The organism is Nannocystis pusilla, assembly GCF_026626665.1.
GTDB classification, from domain to species: domain Bacteria; phylum Myxococcota_A; class Polyangia; order Nannocystales; family Nannocystaceae; genus Nannocystis; species Nannocystis pusilla.
In genome coordinates, this window is record NZ_JAPNKE010000002.1 from 7481266 (window position 1) to 7495638 (window position 14373).

The 14373-nt window shown below is 72.2% G+C and carries 9 protein-coding genes and 2 tRNA genes; 4 read left to right on the forward strand and 7 right to left on the reverse strand.

From position 1 onward, the window contains the following. Window positions 1-373: 373 nt before the first annotated feature. The 4 genes from OV079_RS32925 to OV079_RS32940 all read right to left on the reverse strand — a co-directional run bounded on the left by OV079_RS32925 (window position 374) and on the right by OV079_RS32940 (window position 4471). A complete protein-coding gene (locus OV079_RS32925; protein WP_267773172.1) occupies window positions 374-1651 on the reverse strand; it encodes a NifU family protein in 1278 nt (425 codons plus the stop codon). A 47-nt stretch (window positions 1652-1698) separates the two neighbouring features. Continuing rightward, a tRNA-Leu gene (locus OV079_RS32930) sits at window positions 1699-1780 on the reverse strand. A gap of 453 nt (window positions 1781-2233) precedes the next feature. Beyond that, entirely contained in the window at window positions 2234-4069 is a 1836-nt protein-coding gene (locus tag OV079_RS32935) for an FAD-binding oxidoreductase (RefSeq protein WP_267773173.1), read from the reverse strand. Between the two features lie 126 nt (window positions 4070-4195). After that, the gene (locus tag OV079_RS32940; RefSeq protein WP_267773174.1) at window positions 4196-4471 is read right to left on the reverse strand and encodes a hypothetical protein; all 276 of its coding nucleotides are present in this window, start codon (window positions 4469-4471) and stop codon (window positions 4196-4198) included. 291 nt (window positions 4472-4762) lie between these two features. Here OV079_RS32940 and OV079_RS32945 point away from each other — a divergent pair, with 291 nt between their 5' ends. The 3 genes from OV079_RS32945 to OV079_RS32955 all read left to right on the forward strand — a co-directional run bounded on the left by OV079_RS32945 (window position 4763) and on the right by OV079_RS32955 (window position 7800). Further along, window positions 4763-5461 carry a TatD family hydrolase gene (locus OV079_RS32945; RefSeq protein ID WP_267773175.1) on the forward strand — a complete coding sequence of 233 codons (699 nt, stop codon included), beginning with the start codon at window positions 4763-4765 and terminating at the stop codon, window positions 5459-5461. Window positions 5462-5675: 214 nt separating this feature from the next. Continuing rightward, complete coding sequence (locus OV079_RS32950) at window positions 5676-7064, forward strand: leucine-rich repeat domain-containing protein (RefSeq protein ID WP_267773176.1); 1389 nt, start codon at window positions 5676-5678, stop codon at window positions 7062-7064. 313 nt (window positions 7065-7377) lie between these two features. After that, the gene (locus OV079_RS32955; RefSeq protein WP_267773177.1) at window positions 7378-7800 is read left to right on the forward strand and encodes a VOC family protein; all 423 of its coding nucleotides are present in this window, start codon (window positions 7378-7380) and stop codon (window positions 7798-7800) included. A gap of 4 nt (window positions 7801-7804) precedes the next feature. Here the strand turns inward: OV079_RS32955 and OV079_RS56405 are convergent, their stop codons facing one another. From OV079_RS56405 to OV079_RS32970, 3 genes are all read right to left on the reverse strand, one after another. Further along, a complete protein-coding gene (locus tag OV079_RS56405; protein WP_338088960.1) occupies window positions 7805-8662 on the reverse strand; it encodes a bifunctional hydroxymethylpyrimidine kinase/phosphomethylpyrimidine kinase in 858 nt (285 codons plus the stop codon). Between the two features lie 357 nt (window positions 8663-9019). Further along, a tRNA-Leu gene (locus OV079_RS32965) sits at window positions 9020-9101 on the reverse strand. A gap of 111 nt (window positions 9102-9212) precedes the next feature. Then, entirely contained in the window at window positions 9213-12269 is a 3057-nt protein-coding gene (locus OV079_RS32970; RefSeq protein ID WP_267773179.1) for a hypothetical protein, read from the reverse strand. Between the two features lie 346 nt (window positions 12270-12615). On the opposite strand from OV079_RS32970, the gene OV079_RS32975 reads away from it, so the two are divergent. Then, window positions 12616-14214 (forward strand): adenylate/guanylate cyclase domain-containing protein, encoded by a 1599-nt coding sequence (locus tag OV079_RS32975; RefSeq protein ID WP_267711588.1) that lies wholly within the window; start codon window positions 12616-12618, stop codon window positions 14212-14214. Window positions 14215-14373 lie beyond the last annotated feature (159 nt).

A 14373-nucleotide genomic window follows, 5' to 3' on the forward strand; every position in this document is an offset into this window, starting at 1 on the left:
ATCAGCGTCGGGCGGCGCTCGGCCTCCGCTTCTGCGGCGGCGTGATCTCTCCGCGCGGCCTCCGGCGTGCGACGCCAAATGGCGCGATTCGGCGGAGCGGTCTTCGGCGCGCTGCCGACACCGACGAAGGGATGCCGCACCGACGCGATTCGGCGGAACTGTCTTCGGCGCGCTGCCGACATCGACGAAGGGATGCCGCACAGCGCGATTCGGCGGAGCGGTCTTCGGCGCGCTGCCGACATCGACGAAGGGATGTCGCACGACGCGATTCGGCGGAGCGGTCTTGGGCCCGCCTGCTGCGGGCACAACGAAGCGACGCTGAACGGCGCGGTTCGGCCCGCCACCGGGGCGCGACGAACGTCTCGCGCTCGCGCTACGGCGCGAGCTGGGGCGAGCGGATGCCCTTGATCTGCGGGATCTGCTGCTTCAGCTTGCGCTCGATGCCCTGCTTCAGGGTCGCCTGCGAGCTCGGGCAGCTGACGCAGTTGCCGGTCAGTCGCACGCCGACGGTGTCGGAAGTGACGTCGAGCAGCTCGATGTCGCCGCCGTCGGCCTGGACCAGCGGACGGCAGGTCTCGAGCACCTCGCGGACGCGGGCGATCAGCGCCTCGCCCTCGAGCGGCTCGCTGTCGACCGCGGCGTTCGGGTCCTCGAGCAGGGCCTCGAACGGCGAGCGCTCGGGGTGGACCACCGGCAGCTTGACGGGCGGCTTCTTGGCGGGGGCGGGGGCGGTGGGCTCGTACGGCACGGTCGCGCCGCCGGCGGCCTTCCAGCCCTCGATGCCGCCGCGCAGGCTGACGACCGACTTGAAGCCGCGGCGGCCGAGGATCTCGGCGGCCTGCAGCGAGCGCCGGCCGGAGCGGCAGTAGGCGATCCACACGCCCTGCGGGTCGAGGTCTTCGGCCTTCTCGAGCGCGCCGAGCGAGACCGTGCGCGCGCCGGCGAGGACGCCGGTCTGTGCCCACTCCGACGGCTCGCGCACGTCGAGCAGCAGGACCTTGCCGCCCTCGGCCAACCTGGCCTTGAGGGCAGCCGCGGTCAGCTCGCGGCCGTCGCCCTCGTCCTCGTCGTCGTCGTCACCGACGATCGCCGCGACCACCGGCTCGGCCGTCGGGTCCGCGAGCAGCTGCTTGAGCTTGCCCGACTCGTGCAGCTCCCGCAGCTCGTCGAAGCCGCCGATGCACTGCTCGCGGATGAACACGTGCGGCGTGGTGCGGCGGCCGGTCTTGGTGCGGATCGCCGTGCGCAGGTCGTGGTTGTCGGTGTAGTCGATCGTCTTGGCGAGCAGGTTCTGCTCGCGCACCAGGTCGAGCGCGGCGCGGCAGTAGGGGCAGCCGCGCTTGTAGTAGATCACGAGGACCGGCACGGCCGGCTTGGCGTCGGCCGCCGTCTCGGGCTTGATGATGCCGCGGTCCTGCTGCCACTTGCGCAGCTTGTCGCGGTCGGTCTGCCACATCGGCTGGTCGGGCGTGCCGCCGTCCCAGCCGGGGATCTCGAGGCGCAGGTCGATGCGATCGAGGCCGACGATCCCACGCACGCGATCGAGGCCGGCCGCGGCCATGCGCACCGGCGCGTGCTCCGACGTCTTGCCGCGCTCGACGACGCGGTCCAGGGTGTGCACGGTGATGCGCTTGAGGAGCGTGCCGATCACGAGGGGACGCCTTAGCCGGCGGGACCGGCGGCGTCAAGTCGGGCATTTGCGAGCCGTCGGACTCGAACCGACACACCCGGGGGTACTGGAACCTAAATCCAGCGCGTCTACCAATTTCGCCAGGCTCGCGCGGAACAGAGCGTATCATCCCGCCGTGACGTCGCTCCAGAGGGTTTACACGTGGGCGTGTGGATTCGCGGTGATCGGCTGTTCGCAGCCGACCGGGCCGCAGAAGGCGGAGCCCGAGGCCAACGCGGAGGTCAGGACCGAGGCCAAGGCCGCGGAGCCGGTCAAGGCGCCGGAGCCCAAGGCCGCGGCGCCGACGACCTTCGGCAAGGTCCGCAGCGACGTGAGCCTGCCGCTGCCGGCCCTGCTCGGCCAGCCGGTCGCCTCGGTCGAGGCCAACTTCGGCGAACACCAGGGCAAGGGCATGGCCCGCTCGACGTGCGTCCGCTTCGCGCCGGAGCGGACTTTCTTCCGCTGCAGCTTCGCGCTCCAGCGCTACGCCGACAAGGGCGACGAGTGGGCGGGGATCCGCGTCGAGTACGAGGACGGGGTCGCGGCCTCGATCGGCTTCGACGGCTATAAAAGGGATCCGGCCCGTTCGACCCCAAGGCGCTGCTGGCGGCCGTGGGGCTCGAGCTGCCCGACGAGCCCCGCACCGACGCGCCGGCCGCCGGCGTGCGGCGGTGGGCGTGGTTCAACGACCGCGCGCGCCTCAAGATCGGCGAGCACCAGTACCGCGTCGAGATCTCCGTGGTCGGCGACGACTGGGCTCGCAGCCGCATCGACGTGCTGCTCAACGAGCCGCTGTCGCCCGAGCAGAAGGCCAAGGTCGTCGAGCCCGGCGCGGGCGAGCCGGAGCTCAGCGAGCCGCCGCCGGGGCAGTGAGGCTTCGCTCTCGCGGCTCGAGCAACGGAGCTTCAGGACATGTCGCCAAGAACATGTCCCGAGCCACATGTCGCTCGGGGCATGACCTTCGGGACACCCCTTCGTAAGATCAAAGATCTTGCCGGGGTTGAGGAGGCCGGCGGGGTCGAGGACCGACTTGATCCCGCGCATCAGCGCGACCTCGGTGGGGTTGCGGCTGTAGTGCAGGTGGTCGCGCTTGAGCAGGCCGACGCCGTGCTCGGCGGAGATGCTGCCGTCGTGGGCCTGGACGAGGGCGTAGAGCTCGTCGTCGAAGGCGTGGACGCGGTCCAGGAACTCGGGCAGGCCGGTGGCGTCGGGGCGCAGCAGGTTGAGGTGGAGGTTGCCGTCGCCGACGTGGCCGAAGCACAGCGCCTCGATGCCGGGCAGGCGCTCGGCGACGAGGGGGCGCCAGGCGGCCAGGAACTCGGCGACGCGGGCGACCGGCAGGGCGATGTCGGCCTTGTGCGGGGTGTGGCGGTGGAGCGACTCGCTGATGTCCTCGCGGTAGGCCCACAGCGCGCGGGCCTGGGCCTGCGTCGCGGCGAGCACCGCGTCCGCGACCTCGCCGGCGTCGACCGCCTCGCCGAGGCAGGCGCCGAGCTCGTCGCGGGTGTGCTCGAGCGCGGCCGCCCCCGGCACCGGGACCTCGACCTCGACGAGCACGTAGCGGGCGGCCGCCTCGGCGAACGGCGGATCGCCCTTGCGGTGGGCGAGGACGTGGCCCAGGCAGCCGTGGTCGAGGAACTCGAAGGCCGACAGCGTCAGACTGCTGCGGCGCAGGCGAGCGAACAGCGCCAGGACCTCGGCGTCGGACGGGACGGCGCACAGCGCGACGAGGCTGTCGGCCGGCGGCCGCGCCAGCTTGAGAGTGACCTCGACGATCACCCCGAGCGTGCCCTCGCTGCCGATGAACAGCTGCCGCAGGTCGTAACCGGTGTTGTTCTTGACCAGGGCCCCGCCCAGCGCGAGCAGCTCGCCGCTGGCGAGGACGACCTTGAGGCCGAGCACCCAGTCGCGGGTGAGGCCGTAGCGCAGCACCTTCACCCCGCCGGCGTTGGTCGCCAGGCTGCCGCCGATCTGGGCGCTGCCCTTGGCGGCGTAATCGACGGGATAAAGGAGGCCGGCGGCGGCCGCCGCGTCCTGCACGGCCTGGAGGGTCGCCCCGGCCTCGCAGCGCAGCGTGCGGGCCGCCGTGTCGACCTCGAGGATCCGGTGCATCCGCTCGAGCGACAGGACGACCTCGCCGCGGGTGGCGGTCGCCGCCCCCGCCAGGCCGGTGCGACCGCCCGAGGGGACGATCGGGACGCCGTGAGCGGCACACGCGCGGACGACCGCCTGGACGTCGGCCGCCGAGCGCGGAAACACGATGAACGACGGCTGCACCGGCCAGCCGCCGCGGCATCGGTCGGCGCCGTAGTAGCCGAGGTCGGCCGGGTCGTCGCTCAGGCGCTCGGCGCCGAGGGCCGCGATCAAGGCCGCGCGGAGGTCTTGGAGGTCGGGGACCATGGCGTGCGAGGGTAACCCAAGGCGCGAGCGCGCCCGCATGCTGCGGGCGCGCTCGGCACGGCTTCCCGGTTACCAGCGTTAGGCCGCCTCCGAACGATGTTCATCGCCCGGAAAGCGGCCTCGGTGCTAGAGCGCCGGGAGGGCGTTGGCAGGCAGGCGCATGAGCTGGCGGACCATGCGGACCACCGACTTCACGACCGGGTGACCCTTGATGAAGACGACGCCCACCACGTGCTTCTCGTCGCCGGCGACCAGGATCGCGTGCTCGCCGACGAGGATGCGAACAGCGCTTTCGCCCGCCACCTGTCGCAGCTTCACCGCTTCGAGCACGATGGGCTTCCAGCGCTCCTCGCCGACCCACGCCGCGTCGCCCGCCTGCGACTGCTCCGCGGTTTGGTCCAACACGGCCACGATACCGTCGTGGCGAAGAACGCGCTCAATTCGTGTCGATGACATGGACTTCCCTGTTTTCTGGCCCAATTGGGCCCGTACGTCGCAAACTGGGGGGTCGCGTTACGGGCTTTGGGTTTTACAAAAGCCCCCAGGTGCGTCAAATCCGCAAGACCGTATCCCCGGCATTTACCGTATGAATTTAATCGACACCCACGCGCACATCGACATGCCGCGCTTCGGCGATCGTGCGGAACGTCGATTTGCCGCTGTTCGGGCCGCTGCCGCGGGATTTCGGCAATCGTGATCCCCGGTGTCGAACCGGAATCTTGGGCGGACCTGCTCGAGACCGCGGCGGACCTGCGCGAAATAGCGCCGACCGTGCGCTTTCACACCGCCCTGGGGATCCACCCGCAAGTCCTCCCGGAGCTCGACCCCGCGCATGATTCCGCGGTTCTGACCGCATTAACCGACCAGATTCGCGCGGCGCCGGCCGGGCTCGTGGCGATCGGCGAGTGTGGCCTCGACTTCGGGGTCGGAGTGCCGCGCGAGCGGCAGGTCGCGGTGCTGCGGGCCCACTTCGCGCTGGCGCGAGCGACCGGGCTTCCGTTGCTGCTGCACTGTTTGAAGGCCCACGCGGCCATGCTCGAGCTGCTGGACGAGCAGCCGCTCCCGCCGTCGATCCTGCACAGCTACTCGGGCAGCGCCGAGATGGTGCCGGCGTACTGCCGCGGCGGTCACGCGATCTCGTTCGCCGGGGCCATCACCTTGCCAGGCGCCCGGCGGCCGGTGCTGGCCGCCCGCGCCGTCGCGGCCGACCGACTGCTGATCGAGACCGACTCGCCCGACCAGACCCCGGCGTCGCGTCGGCCGGCCCGCAACGAGCCGGCGTTCCTCGAAGACATCGCCCGCGCCGTCGCCGCGGCCCGTGCCGAGCCGCTCGAGCTGGTGGCCGCGACGACCACCGCCAACGCGCGCCGCCTGCTGCGGCTCGCCGCCTGACATGATGCGAATCTGCCGTCTGATCACCGTTCTGGCGCTCGGTTCGGGCCTGCTCGGCTGCGGCGCCCCGCCGCCCACGCCGGCGCCGGCCGCCGGGGTCCCGCCCCCCGCCGCCCGTGGTCGCCGCGCCGGAGCCCGAGCGTGTGCCGCCGCCGCCCGAGAAGCTGGTCGTCTCGCACCCGCGCGAGCTGGCGAGCTCGACCTCGGTCGGCTGGTGTCTCTCGACCTCGCGATGTCGCCGGAGGACCGGCGCGAGCGGGCCGGCCAGTTGCGCGACGACCTCGATTACGACCACGCCTGCGCGGAGCTCGACCTGACCCGCCTGGCCGAGCGCACCCCGGCGCTGCGGACGCTGCGGATCTCCGGCTGCCTCGACGCGGTCCACGCGGGCCTCGGCGCGCTCGTCGGGGTCGAGAGCCTCGAGCTCGCGGACCTCACGCTCGACGGCGTGGTGATGGGCCGGATCGCCAGCCTGCCGCGGCTGCGCGACCTGACCCTGGCGCGGGTGACCCAGGGCGCCGAGCCGGTGGCCTTGCTGGCGCGGGCGCGGCTCTTTTCGCTCGTGCTCCGCGACCTCGCCACCGACTCCGGTCTGGCGGCGATCGCCGGCGACGTCCCCGGGCTGCAGGCGCTCACGCTCGAGGGCCCGTGGGCCGGGCACGACGCGCTGCTCGAGATCGCCGAAGCCACCGCGCTGCGCGACGTCAAGCTGCTCGACACCCGCGCCGGCAACTTCTCGCTGCACCAGCTCAAGCCGCTGACGGGGCTGTCGCGGCTGACGCTGCGCGGCCCCGGCTTCAACGACTACAGCCCGCTGTACGTGCGCGACCTGCCGCTGACCGAGTTCACGTGCGCCTGCCCGAACCTCGGCGACAAGGGCCTGCGCGCGCTGGGCCGTCAGCCCGGGCTGCGGCGGCTGGTCCTGCCGCAGTCGCGGATCACCGGCGCGGGGCTCGAGGAGCTGGCGAAGCTCGGCCTGCAGTCGATCGAGATCCGCGGCCGCGACCTCGGGCCCGACGGGCTGCTCGCGCTGAGTCGCCTGCCCGACCTGCGGACCCTCGTGCTCGGGCTGGCGCCGCCGCTGACTCTGGCCGATCCGTCGATGCAGCACCTCGGCGAGCTGGCCGGCCTGCGCACGCTCGTGCTCGACATCCCGAGCCTCGGCGACCGCGTCGCCGACGAGCTCGGCGAGCTCACCGGGCTGGTCGAGCTCGACCTCGGGCGCACGCAGATCTCCGACAACGGGCTGCGCGCGCTCGCGGGGATGCACGGGCTCAAGGTGCTGCGGCTGCACCACACCAAGGTGACGCACCGCGGGCTCGCTCACCTGGCCGGGCTGACGCAGCTCGAGGTGCTCGAGCTCGACCACACCGACGTCGTCGACGGCGGCGTGGCCCACCTCAAGGACCTGACGGCCCTGCGGGTGCTGCGGCTCGACGCGACCCTCATCACCGACCAGTCGCTGCAGTACCTGCGCGGCATGGACAAGCTCGAGCAGCTCAACCTCGCCGACACCGTCGTCACCGCCGACGGCGCGGCGACGCTGCTGGCGCTGCCGTCGCTGCGCTCGGTCAACCTCGCCCGCACGCGCGCGAGCGACTGAGCGCGGAGGACCTCGCGCGCGAGGATGACTCGACCTGACCGCGAACACCTCGCAGGCCTCGTCGGCGCCGCCGCGCGCCACGAGCTCGCGGCGCCTCCGCGCTGCGGCCCGCGGCGCTTCGTCGACCGCGTCCGGGCGCGAACGGCCCGCGGCACGGCCGGCCGAGCGCGCCTGTCTCCGGGGACAGGAACCTGTCGAAGCTGGCCGGGCGGCGCGGATGCGGTAAACAGTCTCGGCCGGGCCGGCGCGTGCGTCGCCTCGGCGTCTCTCGCCGCGCGCGGCGAACATCCTGCGAGACAAGCGAGGCAACGAGATGCAGTTCAGTCTGATCGGCGTGGTGGTGGCGGCGGAGAGCCCGACCCGGAGCGCGCAGTGGTTCGTCGCGCACTTCGGGTTCAAGGTGGGCATCGACATCGGCTGGTACGTCAACCTCCAGCACCCCGGCCACGCCGACGTCAGCCTCGACTTCGTCCAGCGCGACCACGAGTCCTGGCCGGCCGCGACGCGGGGCAAGCCGGTCGCGGGCTCGCTGCTGGCCTTCCTGGTCGCGGACGTCGACGCCGAGCACGCGCGGCTGCGCCGCGCAGGTCTCGAGATCGTCCTGCCGCTGGTCACCGAGCCGTGGGGTCAGCGGCGGTTCCAGGTGGCGGCGCCGGACGGCCTCTTCGTCGAGGTCCTGCAGAGCGTCGCGCCCGACCCGGCGTGGCTCGCCGCCAACGGCCTGGGCGCGAGCTGAGGCCTCACGCCAGCGGCGGCGCGCGCTCGGGCAGGTGGGCGCGGCCGTCGACCCCGGGCACGCAGCGGGTGCGGGCGACGTCGAGCCAGGCCACCGCGGCGCTGATGCACGCCAGCATGTGGCGGCCCTGCGCCAGGCCGCAGGCGATCGCCGTCGCCAGGGCGCAGCCGGTGCCGCGCGGGTCGGGGCCGGCCACGCGCGGCCGCTCGAACACGTGGACCTGTCCCGGGAGACAGACGACGTCGCGGACCCGCTGCTCGTCGACGACCGCGCTCTTGAGCAGGACCCCGGCGCGGCCGAGCGCGTCGGCGGTGCGCTGGACCAGCTCGGGGTCGTCCTCGGTCGAGCCGGTGAGCACCGCCGCCTCGCGCCGGTTGGGCGTGACGAGCCATGTCTCTTCGGACATGTCTCGAAGGCAATCTCGCAGGATGTCCGCGCGGGCGCCGAGGTCACCGCCGTCGGAGGCGGCGAGCACCGGGTCGACGACCACCGGCACGCGATGCGAGGCGACCTCGCCGAGGACCGCCTCGACCAGCCCCCCGGCAGCAGGCCGATCTTGATCGCGCGCGGCGGCGGCATCGTCCGCAGCTCGCGGACGACCGCGTCCACCGAGCGCGGCTCGGCGGTCGCGGGTCGACCATGGCCCTGGCGCGTCCACGCGGTGACGAGGCGGGCCACCGGGACGCTCGGGGCGCAGGCGGCGGCCGTGAAGCCGTCGCGCAGCAGACCGGCGCCGCCGGACGGATCGAGCCCGGCGAGCAGCCACAGCGCGGTGGCGTGGCTTGAAGTCTCGGGTACACTGCGGACCATGGCGACCTTCACCGGGACCGTGCGGAAGAACGACCTCGAGGGCGGCTTTCACGAGCTTGTCACCGACAAGGGCGATGTGTACCGCCTGAGCAAGTGCTCCGTGAAGGCCGGGGCGCGGGTGAAGGTCGAGGGCACCGTGGAGTCCGGGGGTTTGGGATCCACATGTCCGGCCCGAGCATCGCGGTCAAGAGCATCGAGGTCCTCGGCCAGCCCTGAGCCCGCCCGGCGCTCTCACCAGCGCATCAGGCCGTCGCCGACCGGTCGCCAGCCCTCGCGCCGGCAGCCCGTCGGTACATCGTTTTGTGGCGCGACCGTTCGGCCCGAGCAAAAGCCTCGCGCCGGGCGGAGATTCGGGCGACCAAGGCGAAGGCCCTGTCACCGGGTGGTGACAGGGCCTTCAGCCTTCTAGTGCGAGGAAAGGGACTCGAACCCCCACGTCCTAGGGACACACGGACCTGAACCGTGCGCGTCTACCATTTCGCCATCCTCGCGGCGGGCGTGGAACCTATTTCGACTCGGGTCTGGCGTCAAGCACTTTCGCGAGGACCGAGGTCGAAGTTCGCAAAAAGCTGGGGCGCACTCTGCGCGACAGGGCCCCGGCGCTACGAGGACTTGTCGCTCTGGGCCTTGCCGGACTCGGCGGCTGGCAGGGGCCCCGTTTTGCCGTCTTCGGCCGCCTGGTCGGGACGGACGTTGAGGAGCGCCTGCAGCTCCGGCTCCATCTCGCCGTCGGCCGGCCAGGCCTCGTCCTCCAGCACCTCGATGACGATCCGCTGGGTCGTCATCTCGCTGGCGCGGGGGGCGCTGGAGCGCTTGTCGTCGTCGAGCTCGCCCCACTCGGTGTCGATCGAGAACACCTCGTCCTCGTCCTCGTCGGGCACGACCACCACGCGCGTGTGCGACGCATCCATGTCGTCGTCGGAGTCGTCGTCGACGTCGGACGGCAGCCGGAACACCGGGCTGGAGACCTCCGCGCTGCCGAGCGAGCCCATGTCGAAGTCGCCGGAGTCCGCCGCCGAGCCGCCCGCCAGGCGCGCCGCGAGGCTGACCGGCTCGGACTCGTCGTCGAGGTCGATGCCCGCCAGCGGATCGGGGTCGCCGGGGTAGCGGCGGATCGTCGGCGCCACGATCGAGTCCTCCGGGTCCGGCTCGGGCTCGTCGACGTTCACGTCGAAGCTGCCGCTGGTGTCGGGCCCGTCGATGATCGTCGCCGGCGCCAGCGACACGCGGGCCAGGCGGGCGCGCTCGCTGTCGAGGAGGCGCTCGAGCTCGGCGATCTTCGCCTGCGCTTCGACCAGCAGGTTGCGCGTGACGTCGAGCTCGTCCGCGAGGTCCTCGTACTGCTCCTTCTGCTTCTCGAGCTGGGCGAGACCGGCGGCCAACCGCGCCGCGGAGCGGTCGGTGGCGTCGTTCATCTCCCAGATCTTCTGCTCCGCGGTGTCGAGCTGGAACAGCATGTATTCCATCTCTTCCGCGCGGATGCCGGCCTCGAGGCGAGAGCGGCGCAGGCGGGCCCGTTCGTGCTCGACGATCCGCTGGTGCTCGGCCTCGCTGCGGGCCAGCGCCTCGGCGTGTTCGGCGGCCTGATCGGCCAGCTCGCCGCGGAGGGTGAGGATCTCGGCGCGCGCGGCGTCCGACAGCGGGCCCGAAGCCTGGCCCATGCGGCTGGCGCCGAGCGAGACGATCTGCTGCAGCTGATCGATGGCCTGGTGCTTGGCCTCGAGCTCGCGGCGCAGGCGGAACAGCTCGACCTCGGCGCCCTGCTTGGCCCCGGCGAGCGCCTCCATGTCCTGCCGCTGGCGACGCAGGCGGGCCCGCAGGTGCTCCTGTTCGGCCACGCCCTCCTCGAGCCGGCGCTGCAGTTCGGCCGCCTCGTCCTCGCGCTCGATGGTCTTGCGCTGCTGGTCGCGCAGGCGCTCCTGCAGGCTCGGGACGGTCTCCTCGAGGCGCTGGATGTGGACCTGCAAGACCGCCAGCTCGCCGCGCAGCTGGGCCGCGAGCGTGGCGTGATCCTCGACCGAGCGCCGCAGCTCGCGGACCGTGCGCGTCGCGTCGGCGAGCTCGCGGTCGCGTCGGCGCACGATGTCGGCGGCGGCGCGCTCGCGGGCTCGCAGCTGGTCGCGCTGAGCGGTGACCTTCTCGAGCTCGAGCTGCCGCGCCGCGTTGTCGACCGGCGTCGCCGCCCCGCCGCCACCGCCGGCCTCCTCGCGCGTCCGTAGCCGCTGCTCTTGCGTGTTGTAGAGGCCCTGCAGCTCGGCGTGGTCGACCTCGAGCTTGCGCAGCTCGTGGCCGAGGCGCTCGAGCTCCTGCACGCGGTCCTGCTCGATCGCCCGGCTGCGCTCGACCTGCTCGCGGAGGCGATCGACGTCCGTCACCAGGCGCACGTTCTCGAGGTGCTCGCGGCGGATCTCCTCTTCTTGCTGCAGCACCCGCGTCTCGAGCTCTTGCAGCTCGGCGGTGCGGCGCGCCAGCTCCTCGCGCAGGCGGTTGCGATCGATCGCGGCGTCGGCGGTGGCCCGCCCGCTCTCCGGGGCGGCGAGCGGCGCGACCTCGTCGACCAGCTCGTGGGTGGCGACCGCGTTGTCCGCGTCGGGCCGGCGCATGAGCATCGCCAGCGAGTGCATGCGGCTGTCCTCTTGGACATGTTGCAGCGACTCGAGGCGCTGACGCGCGGCGTGCAGCTCGGCGTCGGTGCGGGCCTTCTCCTCGCGCGTGCGGTCGAGTTCGCCGGCGAGCTTGACCGCGTGGCCCAGCAGGCTCTCGCGCTCGGCCGAGAAGTTGTTGACGATCTCCCGCAGGCGCTCGAGCTCCGCGAGCGTGCCCGGGTCGACCTGCACGACCTCCGGCGCCTCCGGCTCGAGCATCGCTACCGCCGGCTCCGGCGCGGGCTCCGGCTCGGGCTCGGGGATCGGCGCCGGCGCCGAAATCTCGTGGGCGCGCGGCTGCGGCACGCCGCCGAGCAGGGCGGACGCGGACTCGGCGGCGAACAGCGCGACGAGGTCGAAGTCGGTGTTCTCGGCCGGCTCGGGCGGCGGTGCGGGCTCCGGCTCGGGCGGCAGCGGCAGCGGCGACGCGACCGTCACCTCGACCACTTCGATCGTCGGGGTGAGCGGCGCGACCGGGCCGGTCGGCACGATGATGCACTCGCGCAGCCGGGCCTCGAGCTCCGACTGCGAGGCGATCAGGAGGTAGCGCTGGATCGGCAGCGGCTCGTCGAGCAGGCCCTCGCGCAGGACCGGCACCAGCGCCTCGCCCGGGGCGGTGGGCAGGAGCGGCGCGACGCTCACGCCCTGCCACTCGAGCTGGGCGAAGGCGCCGACATGGGCGAAGACGCCGCGGAGATCGTCCTCGACTTCCCAGAGGTGATCCGGGTCGGGTTCGACGGCGAGGGCGAGGATGCCACCGTCGCGTAACACTCGCTTCGCCTCGAGGATGAGCGCGTGGCGGGCGGTCGGGTCGTGGGAGACGCCGCCCTCGATGCACGTCACGGCGTCGAGGCTGCGGTCTCGCAGCGGCAGGCGCGACAGCTCCAGCGGGCCCGACCACACCTCGAGACCGGGCTCGGCCGGGCAGTCGCCGCCGAGCACGAGCACCCGCGCGACCCCGGCTGCGGCGAGTCGCCGCGGTCCTTCCGGCCCCCCGGGGAGCACGACGGCCACGCGCTTTTGGAGCAGCCAACGCTCCAAAGCTACATATGCGGGCAGGTGGTACACGAGGAGGGGACTTTGGCCCCGGCATCATACTGCAAGGGCCGTCGCTTTCCCCCAGAGACAGCGATGGCGCAAACGCGCGCGGCGGTCTGCACGCGGGCCGCAGAGGCCCGGTCTGCGGATGAACTCGAGGCCAGCCGGGGGTCGCGAGGGGGACGGCGCCGCGAGAGGCGGCGGTGCGGACGCGGCCTGGGATCGACCTGCCGGGCCCCTCGCGGTCGATCGTCCGGCTCGCAGCGAGACATCGAGGGCGGTTGATCCGCGGATTTACCTGCCCTACGATGCGGAATCGTCGATGGCGGCCAAGCTCATCCTCATCGGGGGGGACCACCCGACTGAGCACATCCTCACGTCGTTCAACACCCTCGGGCGCCATCCCGACAACTCGATCCAGGTGCTGGATCGGATCGTCTCGAAGGAGCACAGCCGGATCACCCTCGGCCCCGACGGCCGATACGTGGTCCGCGATGTCGGGAGCCTGAACGGCACCTTCGTCAACGGCGAACGCGTCACCGAGCGAGTGTTGAAGTCGGGCGATCAGATCTCGCTCGGCAACACGACCTACCGCTTCACCGAGGACCCGCCGCGCAACCAGCCCCCGGTCCTCAACAAGGTCACCATGACCCCGGACCAGGTGCAGAGCCAGGTCCAGAGCTCGGTGTCCGCCAGCTCGCGCTTCTTGCCGGCCTCCGACATCAAGGACGTCGCCACCCTGCGCGCCGACTACGAGAAGCTGCGCATCGCCCACGAGCTGTCGCAGCGGCTGTCGATCGACGCCGAGCTCGACACGCTGCTGCAGAAGATCGTCGACGAGGCGTTCCAGCTGATCCGCGCCGACCGTGCGGTCATCCTGCTCGTCGACCCCGAGACCGACGACTTCGTGCCGCGCTACGTCCGGCAGAAGCGCGACGAGGAGATCCGTCTGTCGCGCAGCATCCTCGACGAGGTCCGGCTCAAGAAGCGCGCGGTGCTGTCGTCGGACGCGATGGTCGACGAGCGGTTCAAAGCCGCCAAGAGCATCATCATGCAGGGCATCCGCTCGACGATGTGCGTGCCGCTGCTCTACAACGACAAGCTGCTCGGCGCGATGCACATGGACTCGATGCTGGCGACCGGCGCGTTCAACGAGCGCGACCTGTTGCTCTTCTCGGGCATCGCCACGCAGGCGGCGGTCGCCATCGAGAACAACCTGCTGGCGCAGAAGATCGAGCACGAGGCGTCGAAGCGGGCCCAGTTCCAGCGCCTCTTGTCGCCGAACCTGGTCGACCAGATCGTCTCCGGGCAGCTCACGCTCAACCAGGGCGGGTCGCGGCGCGAAGTGACGATGCTGTTCGCCGACATCCGCGGGTTCACCGGCATGAGCGAGCGTCACCCGCCCGAGGAGATGGTGGCGACGCTCAACGAGTACTTCGAGGTCATGGTCGACGTGCTGTTCCGCCACGGCGGCACGCTCGACAAGTACGTGGGCGACGAGATCATCGGCCTGTTCGGCGCGCCCGTGGAGCTGCCCGACGCGCCGCTGCGCTCGGCCCGCTGCGCGCTCGACATGATGCGCGCGCTCGAGGAGTTCAACCGCCTGCGCGCCGACCAGGGTCGCGAGAAGATCAACATCGGCATCGGGGTCAACACCGGCCTGTGCATCGCCGGCGCGATCGGCTCGTCGCGCACCCTGCAGTACACGGTCATCGGCGACGCGGTGAACATCGCCGCCCGCCTGTGCAGCCTGGCGAAGCCCGGCGAGATCATCATCTCCGAGTCGACCCTGCAGCTGTCCGGCCCGCACGTGATCGTCGAGCCGCGCCAGACCGTGAAGGTCCGCGGCCGCAACGAGCCGCTCAAGATCTACGCGGTCCAGGGCATCCGCGACACCGCCCCGCCCGCCAGCCGCAGCTGAGCCGAAGAGCTGCTCACACGAGCCCGAGGGCTCGCCGGCGCAACGACGAGCGCTGCCGGTGGCACGCGCTGCACGGCGCCGCCCGCCAGCCGCAGCTGAGTTGAAGGAGCTGCTCGCGCGAGCCCGACGGCTCGCGGGCGCAACGACGAGCGCTGCCGG